The sequence below is a fragment of the Rhodopila sp. genome (assembly GCF_965276935.1).
GTDB lineage: Bacteria > Pseudomonadota > Alphaproteobacteria > Acetobacterales > Acetobacteraceae > Rhodopila.
The window spans coordinates 585,640-605,531 of record NZ_CBDIBS010000003.1; the positions used below are offsets into that span (position 1 = coordinate 585,640).

Sequence of the window (19,892 nt, forward strand, 5' to 3'; positions counted from 1 at the left end):
ACTGTCTCGGTATGATAACAGACAGACGGTGCAAGATCCGGATACCCTCGCCGCGCCCAAGGAAAGTGTCCTTGCACGCACCGCCCGAGGTGCCGGCTGGGTCATGGCCTGGCGGCTGGGTGTGCGCGTGCTCGGCCTGGTCAGCACCCTGGTGCTGGTCCGCCTTATCCGGCCGGCGGATTTTGGCATCATCGCGCTCGCCACCAGCTTCATGCAGACGATCGACGGCATGCTGACCCTTGGCACCGAGGAAGCCGTCATCCGCGAGCATACGCCCGGCCGCGACTTCTACGACACGGCCTTCACCCTGAACCTGCTACGTGGCCTATCCGTAACGGTATTAGTCACTGCCCTTGCCTACCCGGCGGCGCACTTCTTCGCCGATGCGCGGCTGGGGCCGGTATTGCTGTTCATCGCCTGCCTGCCGGTGCTGGACGGCTGCGCCAACATCGGTGCGGTGGATTTCCGCCGCGACTTCGCCTTTCATAAGGAATTCGCCATCATGGTGCTGCCCAAACTCTGCGGCATCGTCGTGGCAATGACGGCGGCGGCGGCACTTCATTCATATGTCGCGATGCTGTTCGGCATCGCCGTCAACCGCACCCTGCGGGTGATCACGAGCTATGTCATGCATCCCTATCGTCCGCGATTTTCCTTGGCGTCGTGGCGCGGCCTTGCCGGCTATTCCGTGTGGACCTGGCTGCTCAGCCTGGCCGTGCTGCTACGGGACCGCAGCGACAGTCTGCTGCTCGGGCGGCTGACGAACCTGGCATCCGTCGGCTTCTATTCGGTTGGCGCGGAAATCGCCGCACTGCCAACCACGGAGTTGATCGAACCGCTTGGCAGAGCGGCATTTTCCGGCTTCGCCGTGGCGCGGCAAGAGGCGACGGATGTGGGACAGACCTATCTGCGCCTGATCGGTTCGGCGGCCCTGCTGACCTTGCCGGCGGGAGTCGGCCTGTCGCTGGTCGCGGCACCTCTGGTCGCGCTGGCATTCGGACCGGGTTGGGCGCAGGCGGTGCCGGTGCTTCGCGTCCTGTCCCTCAGCTTCACGATCATGGTGTTTGGCCACCTGAGCCTGCATCTGCTCAGCGCGCACGCCCTGCTGGGGCGCCTGCTCGGCATCACCCTTGGCTGCGCCCTGGTCCGCATCGCGCTGTTGGCCAGCCTGATCCCACCCTTTGGCCTGACCGGCGCGGCGGTGGCGGCCGGGATCGCCACGCTGCTGGAGCAAACCCTGACGGTCGTCACCGCGCTGCGCCGCTTCCGCGTCCAGCCCGTGCTGCTGATCGGCGCCATATGGCGTCCAATGCTGGCCGCCGCCGTCATGGCAGGGGTCCTGGCGACAGTCGCATCAGGCTGGTCCGACGATACCAACCCGCTGATCCTGTGCAAGACAGCAGCAGCGGGTGCTGCCGTCTATGCCGCCGTTCTACTGGGAAGCTGGGTGCTTTCGGGACGTCCGACAGGCGCGGAGACGGATTTGATCGCCCTGCTGCGCCGCTCAGCGGACTGAGCCTGCCTTGATTGCCGCCTCGATCACATGCCGATCGAAGACGCCGCAGGGACTGTCGGCGCCCGGCAGCAGGCGCCGGAACATGGCGAAGCGCTCCTGGCTGACGGCATGCAGGCGACGCAGTTCCCGCAGCGGATCGGGATGGTCATCGGCCCGGATATCCAGATCGGGATAGGGATCGCGCGTGCAGATCTTCAGCGCGGCCGACTGCTTGCCACGGGCATCGCCGCCGGCAGCCTCGCCCGCCTCCAGCGCGGTCAGCAGCCGTTCGGCCAAGGGTCCAACGGCAGCCTGAAATGCCGCCAAAGTATGTGAGACCACAGCCGGACCCGCCAGCATGTTGCCGGCCACCGAGACATCCTTGCCGCTGACTGATCCGCACCAGCCGACACAATCCGCGCCGGTGTGCGCGGCGATGCGGCCATCGTGATGCAGCACGTGGATCTGCCGGTGGTCCCGCCCGGCATCGGCTGCCAGCAGCCTGGAGATCACCGTATCCGGCGCCTGCTGGTCACGCAGCCTCGGCATGCCAAGCACCGCATACATCGGATTGATCAGCGCCTGGGTGGCCAGCGCCGCCACACCACCTTCCACATGGATCGCCAAGGCGCCAACCGCGAAGAAGCGGGTCGCCACCGCGGCGCCCAATGCGCCCGTTGCAGGATCCCGAGCCAGGATCGACCATGTCATACGCGTATAAAGCCGGGTAGTCTGACAGCATGCAAGCCGCTCGCTTGATCGAAACCGACATCGTGCTGCTTGGTGCGGGCCATGCGCATCTGGAGGTGCTGCGCCGGTTCGCCATGCGCCCAGAGCCGGGTGTCCGCCTAACCCTGATCGGACGTGAGCCGGAAACGCCCTACTCCGGCATGTTGCCGGGGCTGATCCGCGGCGACTACACCCATCAGCAGGCGCATATCGACCTGGCACCGCTCGCCGCCGCCGCGAACGCGCGCCTGATCATGGTGGAGGCGACGGCAATCGACCTCGCTGCCCGTGTCGTCACGGTCGCTGGACGCCCAGCGATCGAGTTCGACCTGCTCTCGATCGATGTCGGCGGCATCCCAGTCGTTCCGGATGGCGCCGGGGTAGGCGTCAAGCCGATCGGCCGCTTCCTGGATCGCCTACGGAGCCTCGAACCGAAGTTGTCCGACAATGCTCGCATCGCCGTCGTGGGGGGCGGGCCGGCCGGTGCCGAACTGGCACTGGCGCTGGCGGTCCGCTTCGCCGGCCGCTTTCGCCTGGTCCTGGTGTCAGCCAGCCCCGACCCGATCCAAACAGCCCCGGCCGCGGCCCGTAGAGCGGTGCGTCAGGCCCTGGTGGAGGCGGGGGTGGAGCTGGCTTGCGGGGTCACCGCCACCGGATTGCGGGACGGTCGCCTCGCGCTCTCCGACGGCAGTTGCCTCGATGTCGCTACGGCGCTGTGGACGACGGGGGTAGTGGGGCTGGACTTCCTCGCCGCGTCCGGCCTGGCCTGCGATGCGGCCGGTTGCGTCCACATTGACGCCACCCTGCGCAGTGTGAGCCATCCCTATGTCTTCGCCGCCGGCGATTGCGCTGCATTAAAGGGCAGTCCACGGCCAAAGGCCGGTGTTTGGGCAGTGCGCGCCGGTGCGCCCCTGGCGGAGAACCTGCGCCGCGCCGCGCAACGGCGGTCCTTGAAACGCTGGCATCCGCAGCGCGATGCGCTGGTGATCCTGGGCCTGGGCCACGGCAGAGCGGTTGCGTGGCGCAATGGTCTATCTATCCGGGGGCGCAAGGTCTGGTGGCTCAAGGACCGGATCGACCGGCGCTGGATGCGGATGTATACCGACATGCAGATGGCGCCTGATCCCGACGCGCCGATGCGCTGCGGCGGTTGCGGCGCCAAGGTGGGCGCCGAGGTGCTGGCGGGCGCGCTTGCTACACTGTCTCGCACCGGCAGTCCTGATCTGCTGGACGCGGCGGACGATGCGGCAGTGCTGCGGCCACCGGCCGGCAAGCTGTTGGTCCAGTCGGTCGATCACTTCCGGTCGTTCCTGGACGATCCGTTCATATTCGGCCAGATCGCCGCGGCGCATGCGCTGTCCGACCTGCATGCGATGGGTGCCTCGCCATGGACCGCGCTGGCGATCGCCTCGGTGCCCTATGCCGCCGGCCGCAAGATGCGAGCCGAACTGGCGGCGATGCTGCAAGGTGCCACCGAGGTCCTGCGTGGGGACGGATGTACGCTGGTTGGTGGCCATAGCGCGGAGGCGGCGGAACCGGCGCTGGGTTTCGCGGTGACCGGGCTGGTTGATGCCGGCAAGGTGCTGCGCAAAGGCGGACTGCAAGCCGGCGACCGGCTGATCCTGACCAAGCCCCTGGGCACCGGCATCATCCTCGCCGCGCACATGCGGGGCCAGGCGCGTGCGCAGTGGCTGCTGGCGGCGATCAGGTCCATGCGCGCCACGAATGCCGTCGCGGCCCGGATCGCGATGGCGCATGGCTCGACCGCCGGAACGGATATCACCGGCTTCGGACTGGCTGGACACCTGGACGAAATGCTGAACGCTTCATGCGTCGCGGCGGTGCTGCGGCTGAAGGCTGTTCCCGCCCTGCCCGGCGCCCGTGTCCTGGCGGCGCATGGCATCGAAAGTACGCTGGCGGTGGACAACCGGCGCCCGATTGCAGGCCTGGATCAATTGGAGACGGCGCTACTGGTGGACCCGCAGACGTCCGGCGGCCTGTTGATCGGACTGCCACCAAGACACGCGGATGCCTGCCTGCGAGCGATGCGCGACGGCGGCCTCGACGCCGCGATCATCGGCGAGGTGGAGCCGGCACGCGAGGGTGCCGGCTCGATCAGGCTGGAATAGACAGGTCATTTTCCGGGCAGGCCCCATTTGCGTCTCATGCACCAGATCGGGACAGAGCACCGCCGCGTCTTGCTGAAACCACGCCAGGACGGGCTGGCTGAGGCCGAGCGCTTGGATAGAGGCTTCGTCGGCGCCGGCGAGAAGGTGTTCATCGTGCGCCATGGACAAGCCAAAAATTCCTTGGACCAGATGCGGCAGAGCGAAATGCATTGGGTGCAACCTCCTTGAACATCGGCCAGCACCTTCCTCGCGTTCTCGATCGCCCGGCCATGACGAATTGGTGCAGCGTGATCGGAAGCGCCCTAAGCTGCCTGACCCTGGGGAAGAGAGCCAAATGTTGCACGCCAAGGATTTGCTGGCGGATATGCGTGAAACCGCTCGCCGTTTCGCCGCGGACCGGCGGCAGCGGCAACAGCGTCGCGCACTCGATCCGGCGGATATCGACGTGCTGAAGGCGATGGGATTGCATCTTGCCGCCGTGCCGGAGGACCATGGCGGCTGGTGGCAAGGCCGGCAGCGGTCGCTGCGGGTGCAGTGTGACGCGTTGCGGCTGCTGGCGCAGGGCGACCCGTCGCTGGCGCTGGTCGCCAGCATGCATCCGGCGGTGCTGACGTTCTGGCGCGACCCGGAACCACTCGCGGCCGGACAGGCCGCCTGGGCGGCGCAGCGACGCGAGGTCTTCGGCACGGTGATCGACGGCGGATGGTGGGGCACCATCACCTCGGAGCCGGGCAGCGGCGGCGACATTGCACGAACGCGCGCCCGCGCGATCCCGACCGGCGGCGGGCCCGAAACCTACCGGATTTCCGGGGAAAAGCATTTTGGCAGCGGCTCCGGCGCCACCACCCACATGGTCACCACGGCTCTGCGGCCGGACGCGGCTGGGCCGGACTGGTTCTTCCTGGATGTCCGCGATGTGCCGTGGGATGGCTCCACCGGCATGACCCTGAAGGTTCCCTGGGAGGCGCACGGCATGGCATCGACGAACAGCCACGCGTTCACGTTCGACGAATTCCCGGCGACTCGCATGGCCTGGCCCGGCACGTGGCGCCAGGTCCATGAGGCCACCGGAGGCGCCGGCGCGCTTGGCACCATCGCGCCGATCGTGGGCATTATCGACGCCGCCATGCGGTTCATGCGCCAGGAGTTCGTCCGCCGCGAGCAGCGTCCGGACAGTTTCCGTGCATTCGAGAAGATGGAATGGACGACTGCCCATCGCGAGGCCGTCCTGATCTACCAAAGCTACGAGGCCGCGCTGACGGCGATCGAACGCAGTGGCGACGCACGGCACGAGGCGGCGCTGGCGAAGGCCAACATCGCGGTGCTGGCGGAATCTGTGATGACCCGTCTCTGCCGCATCTCTGGCGGCAGCGCCTATTCCCGCCACTCGCCGCTCGGCTTCTGGTTTGAGGACGTGCGGGCTGCCGGTTTCCTGCGTCCGCCCTGGGCGATCGCGTATGAGGGTCTGTTCGGGATGAGCTGGCAGGGCGAGCCCGGCGCGATGTCGATCGAGACGCGGTAGCGTTCGCTACTGGAGCAGGCCGGCGGTGCGATAGATATCACCCACCGGGAACGTAAAGCCGGTGCTGGTCAGCTCAAGCGATTGCGGCGGACGGATGATATCGGGCGAAGCCGGCCAGTTGCCGTCATCGCCGCGGCAAAGCAGCTCCACTTCCATCCGCGTGCTGCGAACCGCCAGGATTTCTCGCACGCTGGGGATGGTGGTGTAGGTCCAGATGTTCGAACGGGTCTTGGACTCGTTGCTTGGCAACAAGATCTCGATCAGCAGCACCGTCTCTGGCACCATCACGCCTCCGGAAGGCGGGGCGCATGTCACCCCAAGATCAGGAACGCGAAAGTTTTCATTGGCGCGTATGCGTGGCACTATTCCCGGCGCGCTGATAACCCGGCAATGGCTTGCTGTCGCAAGCAAGTGGTTGCCAAGCAGGCGGTCAAGTTCACTCTGTATCGCACCATGCACCTCGGCAGCCGGAGCCATCAGCACCGGCTCGCCATCGACAAGCTGCCAGCGCCGGCCAGTCGCGTCGTCGGCGTCCCATACCAGGAACTCATCAACGGTCATCCGCGTCGGCAGGCGTTTACGAAGTGCGACCATGACAGATACCCTATCAGGCAAGGGCGTCGCCCGCCACGCCTTGGTTCCATCCGCCACAGGCGCTAGGAACGCGGGAGATCGCAGCAAGGAGCCGGCCGATGACCCGCAGTTACCGTATCGCGTCCATTCCCGCCGATGGCATCGGGCCGGAAGTGATCGCGGCCGGGCTGGAGGTGCTGGACGCGGTGGCATCCCGCGACGGCGGGTTCTCCCTGGCGGTGGACCACTACGGCTGGGGCTCGGACTGGTACCGCAAGCATGGCGCGTTCATGCCGGCCGACGGGTTGGCCTGGCTGCGCACCGCGGACGCGATCTATTTCGGTGCTGTCGGCGATCCGAACGTGCCTGACCACATCTCGCTCTGGGGTCTGCGGCTGCAGATCTGCCAGGGCTTCGACCAGTACGCCAATGTCCGCCCGACCCGCATCCTGCCGGGCGTCACCTCTCCGCTGCGCGATGTCGGCGTCGGCGACCTCGACTGGGTGATCGTGCGGGAGAATTCGGAAGGCGAATATGCCGGCCAGGGTGGGCGCACGCATCGCGGCCTGCCGGAGGAGGTGGCGACCGAGACCGCGATCTTCACTCGCCGGGGCGTGGAGCGGATCATGCGCTTCGCCTTCGACATCGCCCGGTCCCGCCCGCGCAAGCACCTGACGGTGGTAACGAAATCGAACGCGCAGCGGCACGGCATGGTGTTCTGGGACGAGATCGCGGCGCTGGTCAGCCACGACTACACGGACGTCACCTGGGACAAGGAACTGGTTGACGCGATGACCATGCGGATGGTCCGCAAACCCCGCAGCATCGACACGGTTGTCGCGACCAACCTGCACGCCGACATTCTGTCTGATCTGGCGGCCGCCCTGGCTGGCTCGCTGGGCATCGCGCCAACTGGCAACATCGACCCGGAGCGGCGCAGCCCGTCGATGTTCGAGCCGATCCACGGATCGGCGTTCGATATCACCGGGAAAGGCATTGCCAATCCGGTCGCCACGTTCTTGACCGGGGCGATGATGCTGGAGCATCTGGGGGAGAAGCCTGCCGCCGATCTGCTGATGCGGGCGGTGGAACAGGTCTGTGCCGCGGGGATTCTGTCGCCGGATCTGGGCGGCACCGCCACGACGAAAGAGGTGACGGCGGCGGTGGTGGAGGCGGTGCGCGGGATAAATCGATAATATGCCCACCCTGTTGCCATTGACCGCTATGTTTTCGTTCCTGGGCTGTTCGCGGTGGCGGAGCCTTATCTTGTCTCATCCGCGGCAGGCCAATCATGCCATCGGGACCCGATGAACACCGGTTCGATCAAGACGTTGCCGAACGGTTATGACGTGCTTGCACCGGATGGCTCGGAGGTGCGCGTTCTGCTGTCGCTGTCAGCCGGGAGCATGGCGCACTTTCTCCTCCCCGCCGGAGAAACATCCCGCGCGGTGCGTCACCGGACCGTCGAGGAGATCTGGTACGTCCTGTCCGGCCAGGGCGAGATGTGGCGGTCAAACGACGGGCACGATCATATTGCTGCTTTGTCGCCTGGCACATGCCTGACAATCCCGGCCGGCACCACGTTCCAGTTTCGCTCTGTCGGCATTGAAGCACTGGCCGCTGTCGCGGTCACCATGCCGCCGTGGCCCGGCGAGGGAGAGGCGGAGATCATCGAAGGGACATGGTCGCCGACCCGATCGGCCTGACAGGCGGCCGCCGCGAGGCGCGACGGGCAGGACGGATCACCCTCAACGCAATGGCTCCGGCGTATCCGCCGTTGCCGCCGCATGCCGCATTGGATAGAATGGCGCCATGCTCATTAATGCTGGTCGCCGCATCACCAGATCGGCCAGCAGCCGCCCGGCAAACGGACCGATCGTCAGGCCCGCCGCGCCGAGACCATTGCCGACCGCAAGGCCTTCCACCTTTGACAGCCAACCTAGCAGTGGACGGCCGTCGGCGGCGACGGGTCGGAAGCCCACGCGGGTCTCCATCACTGTCGCCGGCGCAAGGCCAGGCGCGATCCGCAGTGCCTCGGACAGCACCTCCATCTGCCCGGCGGCGGTGACGCGATTGTCGAAGCCGACGCCGGTTTCGCGGGTCGCGCCGGCAACGATCCGGCCGCCGTCGAACGGCACGATGTAATGGCTGCCGGGAGGCAGTATGACGGGCCAGTCCGCCGTCTCGGCGTCCTGGAGATAGAAGTGGACGATCTGCCCGCGCTGCGGCTCCACCGGCAGGTTGAGGCCCAGGGGCCGGACGACCTGATCCGCCCAGGCACCCGCTGTGACAATGACCCGATCCGCCGGTATCCACTCGCCGCGCAGCTCGACGCCACGGATGCGGCCCGCGTCTTGCCGCAGGTCGGCATGACCTTGCAGAAGCGTCGCACCATGGTGCCGCGCCGCCCGCAGCAGCGCGGCGGCGAGGCGCCGGCCATCGACCCGCGCTCCACCGGCGACATGGACCGCGCCCAGATCCTGCCGTAGCAGTGGAAACAGCGCTTGTGCCTGAGCCGGCGACAGGCGCGTCACGTCTCCCATGGCGGGCGAAGCCGCCTTGCGCCGGATCGCGAGGCGTTCGAGCCAGGCCAGCTCTTCCACATCCCCTGACAGAAGCATCGCACCGGTTCGGCGGTAACCCAGGTCGTTTTCCCCGGCCTCGGCCAGCGCCGCGATCAACTCCTTGTAGTACTCTCCGCCGCCGGCATACAGCCGATAGAAAGCGTCATCCTGCACGCCGGAGACCCAGGGGCAGATGATCCCGGCACCGGCGGCGGTCGCCCGTCCGTCAAGGGCCTCGTCAATGACGACGACGCGCGCGCCTGTTCTGGCAAGGTGGAAAGCCGTGCTCGCGCCCAGAATGCCGGCCCCGACGATGACTGTCTGCATGACATCTCCCTTCGCTGGCATGACCCAGAGCAGGTTCACGGGTATGATCTCAGCCCTCGATGCGAGGGCACCCCGGTGTCCGTCATACATCCGGTGCGGCGGTCAACATGTCAAGGCTTTGACTGGCTGTCCGGCTGGTCGCCGGCGCCGTCGCGCAGCAGGCTCCGCCAGGGTTCCGAATCTGCTGGCAGGCGCCATACCAGGGCGGTGTCGCCTCGCGGCTCGACCCAGACGTTCTTCTCGGCAACAGGGATCTCGGCTTTCCGAACCACTTCAAGATCGAATGCTGCCATGCCGGGCAGGCCGAATTCAGCCCATCGCGCATAGGCCCGCGCCAGACGCCGAGCCGTCGCGGGTTCGCCATATCCCAGCAGTTCGCCAGCCGTGCAAAGTGCTACCGACCGTGTTGCCTCATCACACAGGCCAAACGACTCGACTGACTGCCAACTTCGCGATTCGACCGACATCCGAGCTTGTTGCTTCCAAGTTACGTGTTGTCCGAAGACGGCGAAGGCAGGTTCGGTTCGTCCCAGGAACGCACGAAATTGTGCGGCTACTGGCCCGGCGGCGCTGCCTGGGAAGGCGCCGAGTGGCAGCTTGCAACGCACGGTCGGCGAGGCCGAGATCTCCGGCCAGAATGGCAGGCTTCCAAGCATGCGATGAGCGCCGGCACGAGATTGGCTGGAACCGACCAGCGGCACGAACCAGCCGACAACCGAGCGTTCCGCCACGAAATGCGAGCCGCCGCGGCGCAGCACGGTCACCTGACAGTCCACACCACCGCGTAATTCGATGGGGACCAGGACAGTGCCATCCTGCTTCACCTGCTCGAACAGAACCGCTGGCAGATCCCAGGTTGCCGCGGTGATCATCGCGCGGTCGAAGGGGGCGCTCGCGGCATGACCCTTGGCGCCGTCGCCCGTCACGATGGTGACTGTCCCGCTGCCGACGGAGGCAAGATCGGCCCGGCTTTGCTCCGCCAGATCGGCGATGATCTCAATGCCGGTGACGGCACCATCAGGACCCGCGAGATAGGCTGCGATGGCGGCGAGCCAGCCGGAGCCTGAGCCGACCTCCAGCATCCTGTGGCCTGGCTGGATATCCAGCAGATGCAGCAGGAACAGCACAAAGCTGGGCTGGGAATTGCTGGATGCCAATAGCTCGCCGGCGGCGTCCACATGGCGCATGATCTTGTCGCTGTAGATCGTCGGCATGTGCCGGGCCGGGTCATCCTCGAAGTTTACCAGCGGGCCGTCGTCGATGCGGAAGCGGTGCACAAATCGGTGGCGCGGAACCGCCTGGACAGCCGCGCGCAGGCGGGGCGGCAGGCCGGCGGCGACACCAAAGCGCCTGAAGGCGTTGTCCAGCATGGCGATAAATCCAGCCATGTGTGTGGTGATGTCTTGTTCAATCCCGGCCATGGTGCACTCCTTCCGCAAGCCTCATGAACAAGCAGGCGGTTGGGGGCGCCGCGCGCGGACGGACTGAAAAAATCTTTTGTCCAATGTCCGCATGAGTTCGGTTGACGCGCATACTCAATGGCATGACGCAGTCCGTGACAAGACGAAGATCCCTGGTGGAACCCGTCGATCCTCCGTCCGAAGACGTCGGGTGGGCCATCCGCAGCCTGTCGGACACCGATGTCCTTCGATTGCACGCACTGGCCAGCCTGCGCGCTCGCGGACTGCCGGGCGGCGTGACCGGATCCGACCTGCTGAACGAGGCGATCCTCCGCGCGCTTGATGGATCGCGCCAGTGGCCGGCGGCTGTTCCCATGGTGGCGTTTCTGGCCGGCATCATGCGCAGCTTGCGCGATGAGCACTGGCGCCGGACCCGCCGCGAAGGGCGAGTGATGCAGCCGCTCCCGGCTGATGATGCCGGCCTGCGTGAACACCCGAACACAACGCCCGATGCTGATCCGGAGCGGGTTTATGCGGCAGCTCAGGCGCTCGCCGTCATTGATCGCTTGTTCGCCGCGGATGAGACGGCGCTCCGGATCGTTGCCGGGCTGGCACATGGTTTGGGCGCGGAGGACATCCGCCGCCTGTATGGCTTGAGCGAACTTGAATACGATACGGCTCGTCGGCGGATGCGGCGATCACTCTTGCGCCATGGTCTGGCAGGATCCGGCCGATGAACAGGTGGAAACCCACGGCGAAACTCGACACGTTGCTTGATGCGCTGGAGGCGGAGATTCTGAGTGCCACCGATACGGAAATTCACGCCGCCTTGGTAGAAACAGGGCGGGTCGGGGATGCCACGCTGCGCCAGGTCAGGGCGTTGATCATGGCCGAACCCGACGGCACTGGCGCTTATCGGAACGTATCGACGGTCGCGACGAAGGCAGTTGACGAGGCACGACGACATCGCGTCCGGCCGACTGCTTGTTCCGCGCGCGGACCGGATCGAAACTGCTAACCGGCTGGCGTGCCGCCGGACCAAGCGCTGGCCTGCTCCGACCTGCTGGAGGATGGCACTCGACAGCTTATGCCAGCTCGTCTTTCAGCCGACGTGTCGGCGAATCCTTGTCGTCGCCGACCCCGGGAAACATCGGCGGCCGCCAGTCAGCATTTTACGCCGATTGGTACAAGCCATGGCCGGCGCAGGCTCGCCAGCTATCATCTTGCCAGTATCAACATCATGCTGTCGTGCGTCGCCCGACGGCGGCACAGAAGTTTACTCCGCCCCCCAGCCGCCATCGATCACCAGGCTCTGTCCGGTCATGAAAGCCGATGCGTCGCTTGCCAGGAACACCACGCCGCCGGCCATATCCCGCGGCGTCGCGAAACGACCCAGGGGCGTGCGGTCCAGCAGGCGCCTGCCATGCACATCGTGCTCCAGCAGTCCATGCGTCAGGTCGGTGTCCACCCATCCCGGCGCCAGCGTGTTCACCCGCACCTTGCGTTTCGCCCAGTCCAGCGCCAGCGCCTTGGTCAGCAGTTCAACACCGCCCTTGGACGCGCAGTACGGCACCGATCGAGGCAGCCCGCCGTGGCCGGCGACCGAGCTGATATTGATCACGGATCCACCTTCCCCGATTGCCCCGCCAACATGCTTGCAGCACAGGAACACGCCGGTCAGGTTGACGTCGATGATGTCCTGCCACTCGGCCAGGGAGGTGCGCTCGATCCCCTTGAAGATCGCATTCACGCCGGCGTTGTTGACCAGGACATCGATCTTGCCGCAGGACGCCAATACTGTGTCGCGCAATGCCAGCACGTCGGCTTCGCCGGATACGTCCGCCGGGATCACGATTGCCTTTTGCCCGACGGCAGCGGCGGTTTCCTCCAGCGTGGCACGCGTGCGCCCGCTCAGCACCACCGTGGCGCCGTGCCGGGCGAGGCCCTCTGCCATGCCGCGGCCGATTCCCCGTCCGGCTCCGGTGACGACGCAGACCTTGCCAGACAGATCAAAATCGCTCACCAGTTGGCGCCGTTGCGGGCGATGCGTTGCGCCAGGCTCCAGCGGTGCACCTCCGACGGGCCGTCGTAGATGCGGAAGCCGCGGACCTCGGTAAAGATGCGGGCGACCAGGGTTTCGTCGGTAACGCCCTGGCCACCTAATACTTGAACGCAACGATCCGCCACGCGCCAGATCGCCTCGGAGCAGAAGACCTTCGACATGGACGACTCGGTCCCGCCGCGCTCCCCCTGATCCAGCAGCCAAGCGGTGTGCAGGATCGACAGCCGGCTCATGCGGATGTCCATTTCGTTGTCGGCGAGCATGAAGCCGACAGCTTCATGGCCAATCAGCTTCGACCCGAAGACCTCGCGCTTCAGCGCATAGTCCGTGGCGATCTGGTGCGCCCGTCTGGCTGCGCCGAGCCAGCGCATGCAATGGGTCAGACGCGCCGGTGCCAGACGTACCTGAGCATAGCGAAACCCCTTGCCAGGCTCGCCGAGGATGTCGCCGGCCGGCACCCGGACGTTGTTGAACCGCACCACCGCATGGCCGCCGGCGAAGGCGTGATCCAGGCTGTTCATCGCGCGGACGATCTCGATGCCGGGGGTGTCCATGTCGGCCAGGAACATGGTGGCGGAACCGTCCTCGTCCTTCGCCATGATGATGGCGAGCGCGGCGCCAATGGCGCCGGTAATGAACCATTTCTCGCCGTTGATAACGTAGTGGTTGCCATCCTTCACCGCGGTGGTGCGCAGCGCGGCCGGGTCGGAGCCGGCACCGGGCGCGGGCTCCGACATGCAGAAGCAGGAGCGGCTCCGACCGGCCGCCAGCGGACGCAGCCAGCGGTCTTTCTGTTCCTTGGACGCAACGGCTTCCAGCAGGTGCATGTTGCCCTCGTCGGGGGCGAAGATGTGCATCGCGACAGGGCCAAGCAGGGAGTAGCCGGCTTCCTCGAAGACGACGGCCTTGCCGACGTGGGAAAGGCCCAGGCCGCCATATTCGACGCCAACATGCGGCGCGACCAGACCCTGATCCGCCGCCAGCGCGACAAGCTCGCGGCGGAAGTCCTCGGTCGCGCCGTGATCGGTCTGCCGGCTGTCGCCTTCCAGAGGAATAATCTGGTCATGAATGAACGCGCGGGTGCGCCGCTGCAGCTCTTGCAGTTCCGGGGTGAGCGAGAAATCCATCAGAATGCGCGTCCTTGGGCGATCTCGTGGGTGAATTCCAGGATCCCAGTACCAATGCCGGTCAGCGGCGCATACCGAGGCTCCTGCGTCGCGCCGGTGCGATGGCGCAGGCCAAGCTGCAGGAAGATGACCGCGAGTTTGTACATCGCCAGCACGCGATGGAACAGGAAGTTCGACATGTCGCGACCCGACAGGCGGGCATACGCCGCTACGGCATCCTGCCTGGAGCAAAGGCACGCCTCGACGGCCGGCATCTGTTCCATGTCGTGCATGGCCCAAGGGTCGTCCCGGTGGATCCAATAGCTCAGCAGGGTGGCGAAATCGAACAGCGGATCGCCGCGCGTGCCCTGGTCCCAGTCGACCACGGCGCGCGGCGAAAGATCGCCCGGGTCCAGGATGATGTTGTTGAGCTTGAAATCATTGTGCAGCAGCCCTGGCGGGCCGTCGGGCACGATGTGGCGTTCCAGCCATTGGCCGATATCGTGATGCAGGCTGTCGCTGCCGTCTTCCTTGGCTGCCAGCCCACGCTTGCGCCAGCCGGCGACGCCGCGTGCCAAAAATCCCTCCGGTCGGCCAAGGTCGTCCAATCCAACGGCTTTGGCGTCAACCGCGTGAATGGCGGCAATGGTTTCCAGGAGAACCTGGGACAGCCGAACACCGATCTCTGGTCGGTGGGCGAGGTTGGATGGCAGGTGCTCGCGGATCACCAGCCCGGGGCGGTACTCTATGATCTGGAAGCGCTGGCCGATGACATCAGGATCGTCACATAAGTACAGGCCGCGGGCGATGAACGGCAACGCGTCCGGCAAGCGCGAAAGAATATGGAACTCTCGCGCCATGTCATAGGCGCCGGGCGGCAATTCACCCATTGGCGGGCGGCGCAACACGGCGGCCTGGCCGTCCAGGTGGATAAGATAATTCAGGTTGGCGAGACCGCCGGCAAACTGGCGAGGTGGCGGATCGGCGTCCAGCCGACGGCCCTGGATAGCCAAATGACGGCGGACGGCTTCCCAGTCCAAGGGCACGCTATCCATGGCGGACCGCAGGCCGGTTTCGGGTGGCACGCTCGCTCCTGCTCCTGTTGACCAGACTCAATACAGAAGAGAGCAAACCATGCAACCGACAGGGGTTACATGACCATCGGATGCCGGCAGTGACCTGGTCCTCTAGCGTGATAGTGTATACGGCCACTTCTGTTGGATAAATGTCGCCGCCGCATCGCCAGCCACAGTGCTGTTGGATCCGACCACGGTTGTGCGGCCAGTCCATCCTGGCGTGGCGGAATTCCTGGCCGCCCCACTTGTGGTTTCGCCGGTGTCTTGTACGCCGCACCCGGTCAAAACGATGAGTAGCGCGCCTAATAGCACATTTAAGCGTATCATTGTAACCACGACACTCGACCCTTCATTCGATAGATCAACCGTGACAGTCGGATCTGGTGCGTTAATCTGGATCGAGTCATGACGGCGCAGCATGCCTGGTCTGAATAATATGCCTGAGGTCCGCGCCTTCAGACGTCGTCGGCGTTGTGCCTTGTCGCCTTTTAGCTCGGGATTTACGGCTTGAGCAGCGGATGCGAAGATGCAGTTCAGCCGTTGCCGCGTTTACCCAACGGGCTGAGCGACAGACGGCACGCCAAATTCAAATGATGCGTTGTTACGGATCTGGAGCAGCGTTGCGCATCATCCGCAGCCGACAGCAGCACAACATGCTGTGCTGCCGCCGCTGCGGGAATCTTTTGCTAACTGCGAACTGTCAGCATGGCTGTGGCAACTTTATTCGCTTAACGCACTTGGCCAGTCGGTCCAGTCTTCTGCTCGAGCGTATTCTTGCTGTCCGTGGCGATCGTGCTGTGAGTGCCTGGCACGACCGTGCGTCCGGTCGCGCCCGCGACGTGCGGGTTATGACGAGCCGGAACCTTGGTTGTGCCCTTGGCAAGCTTTCCAGACAGCGCTGGATCACGAGCGTCGACGGACCCAGAAGGATAGCTCGGCTTGGCAACCAGTCCGCCAGCACCAGCGGTGTCATCACCGGGTTTGGTTTGTGCTAACGCGCCTGCCGTGGAAACCGCGAACAGCGAGGCAACCAGGAGGGTTGAACGAGAGATCATCGTCATGACAGAATATCCTAGGAAAGATGGTGCGGGATGAACCAAAGGTGGCTTTCGGACAACATAGCCGTCACTGCTAGGGTTCAGCCGCGATCGTCAGCAGAACGTATCACAGCATTACTAGCACAGAGTTACGGTGATCAAACTTGAGGTAGCAGACTTCAGAAGCGTCATATTCATCCGAACGACACACCTGGGGAGCTTAAAACTGCCCTGTTCGGTCTGGAATTGCAACACGTTTCATCCCGCTTCCGCTACGGAGGCAGGTTCCGCGAAAGCAACAAGCATCTGAGCTTCCTGCACCATGTCGCCAACCGAACACGATACGGATGCAACAATCGTGTCGGCGGGCGCGGCCAGACGGAAGACGGTCTTCATCGCCTCCAGCACCACCAGTACCTGCCCACGGGTGACCCGATCGCCCGCCGCCGCCGAGACCTCGGTCACCAGCCCAGGAATCGGCGCCACCAGCCGGTCGCCCGCATCTTCCTGCTCATCGCCCGCCGCCAGCGGGTCCGGCAGCCTCAGACGCCAGGTCGATCCGGCGTCCCGCACGGTCACCACATGCTCGTCCAGCATCGCGGTGACCGTCCGCCAGACCCCGTTCAGAGATACCCGCAGCCATCCATCTCCCAAAGCCTCGGCCATCCCGACGACTGCCTGACCGGCAACCTGAAGGCGCCATGCGGTTCCCTCACGGGTGACCGACACCGGATGGGTCGCCGCTCCATCGGTGAAGCCCAGAACCCGTGCCGGGATGGCGTTGACCCACCACAGATCATGCTCGTTCCAAGGGGAGAATGGATCGCCAGCGTCGGCCGTCGCCGTTGTCTCCGTGTCCAGCACACACAGCGCCGCGACCGCCAGCACCTCAAGCGGCGGGGTTCCCTGCCCCGCCAGCAACGTGGCAGCGTGCCGAGCAATGAAGCCGGTGTCGATCCCGCCGGCGCCAAACCGGCCATCGGCAACGATGCGTCCGAGCAGATCGAGGTTGCTCGCCACGCCGACCACGGCGCAGCCGGCCAGCGCCTGCCGCATGCGTCGCAGTGCTGCCTCCCGGGTCGGGCCGTGGCAGATCAGTTTCGCCAGCATGGCATCGTAATGAATCGATATCGTATCCCCGCTGGCAAAGCCGGTATCGACGCGCACATCCTCGGTCGCCGGCGGTGTGCGGAACAGTGCCAGCCGGCCGACCGATGGGGCGAAGTCGTGTGCCGGGTCTTCGGCATAGATGCGCGCCTCGATGGCGTGACCGGACAGCGTGATCGCCGCCTGAGTGACCGGCAGCGCTTCGCCGGCCGCCACGCGCAACTGCCATTCCACCAGATCAAAGCCGGTCGTCATTTCGGTAACAGGATGCTCTACCTGAAGCCGGGTGTTCATCTCCAGAAAGAAAAATCCGCTGGAGTCGGTGACGAACTCGACGGTGCCGGCGCCAACGTAGCCGACCGCGCGCGCCGCCGCGACCGCCGCCGCTCCCATTGTTTCGCGTTGCGTCGCGGACAGGTTCGGCGCGGGGGCTTCCTCGATCACCTTCTGGTGACGGCGTTGCGCCGAACAATCGCGCTCGAACAGATGCACCACGTTGCCGTGCGTGTCGGCGAAGACCTGCACCTCGATATGGCGCGGCTGTTGCAGGTACCGCTCGATCAGCACGCGGTCGTCGCCAAAGGCCGAGGCGGCTTCCTGTCGTGCCGACCCCAAGGCAGTGGCGAAATCGGCGGCCGACCACACGACACGCATGCCCCGTCCGCCGCCACCCGAGACCGCCTTGATCACGACGGGAAAGCCGATGCGGGCCGCCTGGTCGGCCAGGAAATCGGCCTCCTGCCGGTCACCGTGGTAGCCGGGCAGCAGCGGCACGTCCGATCGTTCCATCAGGGCTTTCGCGGCGGACTTCGATCCCATCGCGCGCATCGCCGACGCCGGCGGCCCGACGAACCCGATGTCCGCCGCGGCGCAGGCTTCGGCGAAATCCGGATTTTCCGACAGAAACCCGTAGCCGGGATGAATCGCCTCGGCGCCGGCCGCCCGCGCCGCCGCGATGATGCGCGGAATGTTCAGATAGCTGTCGCGCGCCGGCGCCGGCCCGATCGGGTAAGCCCGATCCGCCACTTGCACATGCAGTGCCCGCGCATCGGCTTCCGAGAACACCGCGATCGTTTCCATGCCCATACGGCGCGCGGTGCGAGCGATCCGGCAGGCGATCTCGCCACGGTTGGCAATCAGCAGCGATCGAAACATATTGCTTACATCCGGAACACGCCGAAGCGCGTCTCCTGCATCGGCTTGTTCAACGCTGCCGACAATGCGAGGCCAAGGACACGGCGGCTGTCAGCCGGATCGATGATCCCGTCGTCCCACAGCCGGGCGCTGGCGTAGTAGGGATGTCCTTGCGTGTCGTACTGGGCGCGGATCGGCGCCTTGAACGCTTCCTCCTGTTCTGGCGTCCAGGATGCCGAACCGCTGCGCACCGTTGCCAGCACGCCGGCCGCCTGCTCGCCGCCCATCACCGAGATCCGCGCATTCGGCCACATGAACAGAAAGCGCGGATCATACGCTCGGCCACACATGCCGTAGTTGCCCGCGCCGTAACTGCCGCCGATGATCAGCGTGAGCTTCGGCACGGCTGTCGTGGAAACGGCGGTGACCAGCTTGGCGCCATCCTTGGCGATGCCGCCGGATTCATATTTTCGTCCAACCATGAAGCCGGCGATGTTCTGCAGAAAAATCAGCGGAATGTTGCGCTGGCTGCACAATTCGATGAAATGCGCGCCTTTCAGCGACGACTCCGAGAACAGGATACCATTGTTGGCAATGACGCCGACCGGGTAGCCGTACAGGTGTGCGAAACCGCACACCAGCGTGGTGCCGTACAAGCGCTTGAATTCATCGAAATCGCTGCCGTCGACGATGCGGGCAATCACCTCCCGTACGTCGTACGGCGCACGCAGGTTGGCCGGCACCACGCCGTGCAGTTCAGCCGGGTCGTAGCGCGGCGGCTCCGGCGCGCGCAGCGGCAGGCCCACCGTCTTCCGCCGATTCAGGCCGCCCACGATGCGTCGGCAGATCGACAGCGCGTGGTGGTCGTCGCGGGCGTAATGATCAACCACGCCGGAGGTACGGGCATGGACATCGGCGCCACCCAGGTCCTCGGCCGAGACAATCTCGCCGGTCGCCGCCTGCACCAGCGGCGGGCCGCCAAGGAAGATCGTGCCCTGCTTGCGAACAATGATGCTCTCGTCGCTCATTGCCGGGACATAGGCGCCACCGGCGGTGCAGGAGCCCATGACGACGGCGATCTGAGGGATGCCCTCGGCCGACATGTTGGCCTGGTTGAAGAAAATGCGGCCGAAGTGCTCGCGGTCCGGAAAGATCTCGTCCTGCATCGGCAGGAAGGCACCACCTGAGTCCACAAGATACAGGCACGGCAGATTGTTCTTGCGGGCGATTTCCTGCGCGCGGAGGTGTTTTTTCACCGTCATGGGAAAGTAGGTGCCACCCTTCACCGTGGCGTCGTTCGCCACGATGACGCATTCCCGGCCGGAGACGCGGCCGATGCCGGTGACGATGCCGGCCGCCGGGACTTCATCGCCGTATAGGCCAAGGGCGGCGAGCTGGGACAATTCGAGGAACGGTGAACCTGGATCGATCAGCGCGGCCACACGTTCGCGCGGCAGCAGTTTGCCGCGGGCGACATGGCGTTCACGCGCGACGGCGCCGCCGCCCTGGGAGACTTCCCCGACACGGGCGCGCAGATCGGCGACAAGCCCGCGCATGGCAGCGGCGTTGGCGGCGAAGTCGGGGGAGCGGGACGTGATGTCGGCGCGAAGCAGGGTCATCTGGCTTGCGCC

At 65.6% G+C, this 19,892-nt stretch carries 17 protein-coding genes and 1 riboswitch; of the genes, 7 read left to right on the forward strand and 10 right to left on the reverse strand.

Annotated features, from left to right (window positions below):
• The first annotated feature begins 28 nt into the window (after positions 1-28).
• Positions 29-1,516: an oligosaccharide flippase family protein gene (locus ACQY4S_RS10470; protein ID WP_428485140.1), complete on the forward strand. Its 1,488-nt coding sequence runs from the start codon at positions 29-31 to the stop codon at positions 1,514-1,516.
• Here ACQY4S_RS10470 and ACQY4S_RS10475 read toward each other — a convergent pair.
• The gene (locus ACQY4S_RS10475) at positions 1,505-2,206 is read right to left on the reverse strand and encodes a DUF1028 domain-containing protein (RefSeq protein WP_428485141.1); all 702 of its coding nucleotides are present in this window, start codon (positions 2,204-2,206) and stop codon (positions 1,505-1,507) included. The two genes, ACQY4S_RS10470 and ACQY4S_RS10475, sit on opposite strands and share 12 nt — an antisense overlap.
• A 29-nt stretch (positions 2,207-2,235) precedes the next feature.
• Between ACQY4S_RS10475 and selD the strand changes: the two genes are divergently transcribed.
• Together selD and ACQY4S_RS10485 are read left to right on the forward strand one after the other, a co-directional pair.
• Positions 2,236-4,353 carry a selenide, water dikinase SelD gene (gene selD / locus ACQY4S_RS10480; protein WP_428485142.1) on the forward strand — a complete coding sequence of 706 codons (2,118 nt, stop codon included), beginning with the start codon at positions 2,236-2,238 and terminating at the stop codon, positions 4,351-4,353.
• A 334-nt stretch (positions 4,354-4,687) separates the two neighbouring features.
• The gene (locus tag ACQY4S_RS10485; RefSeq protein ID WP_428485143.1) at positions 4,688-5,875 is read left to right on the forward strand and encodes a hypothetical protein; all 1,188 of its coding nucleotides are present in this window, start codon (positions 4,688-4,690) and stop codon (positions 5,873-5,875) included.
• A 6-nt stretch (positions 5,876-5,881) separates the two neighbouring features.
• Here the strand turns inward: ACQY4S_RS10485 and ACQY4S_RS10490 are convergent, their stop codons facing one another.
• Positions 5,882-6,469: a Uma2 family endonuclease gene (locus ACQY4S_RS10490; protein WP_428485144.1), complete on the reverse strand. Its 588-nt coding sequence runs from the start codon at positions 6,467-6,469 to the stop codon at positions 5,882-5,884.
• 98 nt (positions 6,470-6,567) lie between these two features.
• Between ACQY4S_RS10490 and ACQY4S_RS10495 the strand changes: the two genes are divergently transcribed.
• Positions 6,568-7,644 carry a tartrate dehydrogenase gene (locus ACQY4S_RS10495; RefSeq protein ID WP_428485145.1) on the forward strand — a complete coding sequence of 359 codons (1,077 nt, stop codon included), beginning with the start codon at positions 6,568-6,570 and terminating at the stop codon, positions 7,642-7,644.
• Between the two features lie 111 nt (positions 7,645-7,755).
• Entirely contained in the window at positions 7,756-8,154 is a 399-nt protein-coding gene (locus tag ACQY4S_RS10500) for a cupin domain-containing protein (protein ID WP_428485146.1), read from the forward strand.
• A 42-nt stretch (positions 8,155-8,196) separates the two neighbouring features.
• Here the strand turns inward: ACQY4S_RS10500 and ACQY4S_RS10505 are convergent, their stop codons facing one another.
• Together ACQY4S_RS10505 and ACQY4S_RS10510 are read right to left on the reverse strand one after the other, a co-directional pair.
• Positions 8,197-9,339 (reverse strand): NAD(P)/FAD-dependent oxidoreductase, encoded by a 1,143-nt coding sequence (locus ACQY4S_RS10505; protein ID WP_428485147.1) that lies wholly within the window; start codon positions 9,337-9,339, stop codon positions 8,197-8,199.
• Positions 9,328-9,424: riboswitch (TPP riboswitch) on the reverse strand. (Overlaps the previous gene by 12 nt.)
• A gap of 25 nt (positions 9,425-9,449) precedes the next feature.
• Positions 9,450-10,760 carry a protein-L-isoaspartate O-methyltransferase family protein gene (locus ACQY4S_RS10510; protein WP_428485148.1) on the reverse strand — a complete coding sequence of 437 codons (1,311 nt, stop codon included), beginning with the start codon at positions 10,758-10,760 and terminating at the stop codon, positions 9,450-9,452.
• 122 nt (positions 10,761-10,882) lie between these two features.
• On the opposite strand from ACQY4S_RS10510, the gene ACQY4S_RS10515 reads away from it, so the two are divergent.
• Entirely contained in the window at positions 10,883-11,476 is a 594-nt protein-coding gene (locus tag ACQY4S_RS10515; protein WP_428485149.1) for a hypothetical protein, read from the forward strand.
• Positions 11,473-11,757: a hypothetical protein gene (locus tag ACQY4S_RS10520; protein ID WP_428485150.1), complete on the forward strand. Its 285-nt coding sequence runs from the start codon at positions 11,473-11,475 to the stop codon at positions 11,755-11,757. The genes ACQY4S_RS10515 and ACQY4S_RS10520 overlap by 4 nt, the downstream gene beginning before the upstream one ends.
• Positions 11,758-12,015: 258 nt before the next feature.
• On the opposite strand, the gene ACQY4S_RS10525 is transcribed toward ACQY4S_RS10520, so the two are convergent.
• From ACQY4S_RS10525 to ACQY4S_RS10550, 6 genes are all read right to left on the reverse strand, one after another.
• Positions 12,016-12,762 carry an SDR family NAD(P)-dependent oxidoreductase gene (locus ACQY4S_RS10525; protein WP_428485151.1) on the reverse strand — a complete coding sequence of 249 codons (747 nt, stop codon included), beginning with the start codon at positions 12,760-12,762 and terminating at the stop codon, positions 12,016-12,018.
• Positions 12,759-13,928 carry an acyl-CoA dehydrogenase family protein gene (locus ACQY4S_RS10530; protein ID WP_428485152.1) on the reverse strand — a complete coding sequence of 390 codons (1,170 nt, stop codon included), beginning with the start codon at positions 13,926-13,928 and terminating at the stop codon, positions 12,759-12,761. The genes ACQY4S_RS10525 and ACQY4S_RS10530 overlap by 4 nt, the downstream gene beginning before the upstream one ends.
• Positions 13,928-14,992, reverse strand: a complete 1,065-nt coding sequence (locus ACQY4S_RS10535; RefSeq protein ID WP_428485153.1) for a phosphotransferase family protein — start codon at positions 14,990-14,992, stop codon at positions 13,928-13,930. Before ACQY4S_RS10535 ends, ACQY4S_RS10530 begins: the two co-directional genes overlap by 1 nt.
• A gap of 719 nt (positions 14,993-15,711) precedes the next feature.
• Entirely contained in the window at positions 15,712-16,044 is a 333-nt protein-coding gene (locus ACQY4S_RS10540) for a hypothetical protein (RefSeq protein ID WP_428485154.1), read from the reverse strand.
• Positions 16,045-16,278: 234 nt separating this feature from the next.
• Positions 16,279-18,282: an acetyl/propionyl/methylcrotonyl-CoA carboxylase subunit alpha gene (locus tag ACQY4S_RS10545; RefSeq protein WP_428485155.1), complete on the reverse strand. Its 2,004-nt coding sequence runs from the start codon at positions 18,280-18,282 to the stop codon at positions 16,279-16,281.
• Positions 18,283-18,287: 5 nt separating this feature from the next.
• Positions 18,288-19,880 (reverse strand): carboxyl transferase domain-containing protein, encoded by a 1,593-nt coding sequence (locus ACQY4S_RS10550; RefSeq protein ID WP_428485156.1) that lies wholly within the window; start codon positions 19,878-19,880, stop codon positions 18,288-18,290.
• Positions 19,881-19,892 lie beyond the last annotated feature (12 nt).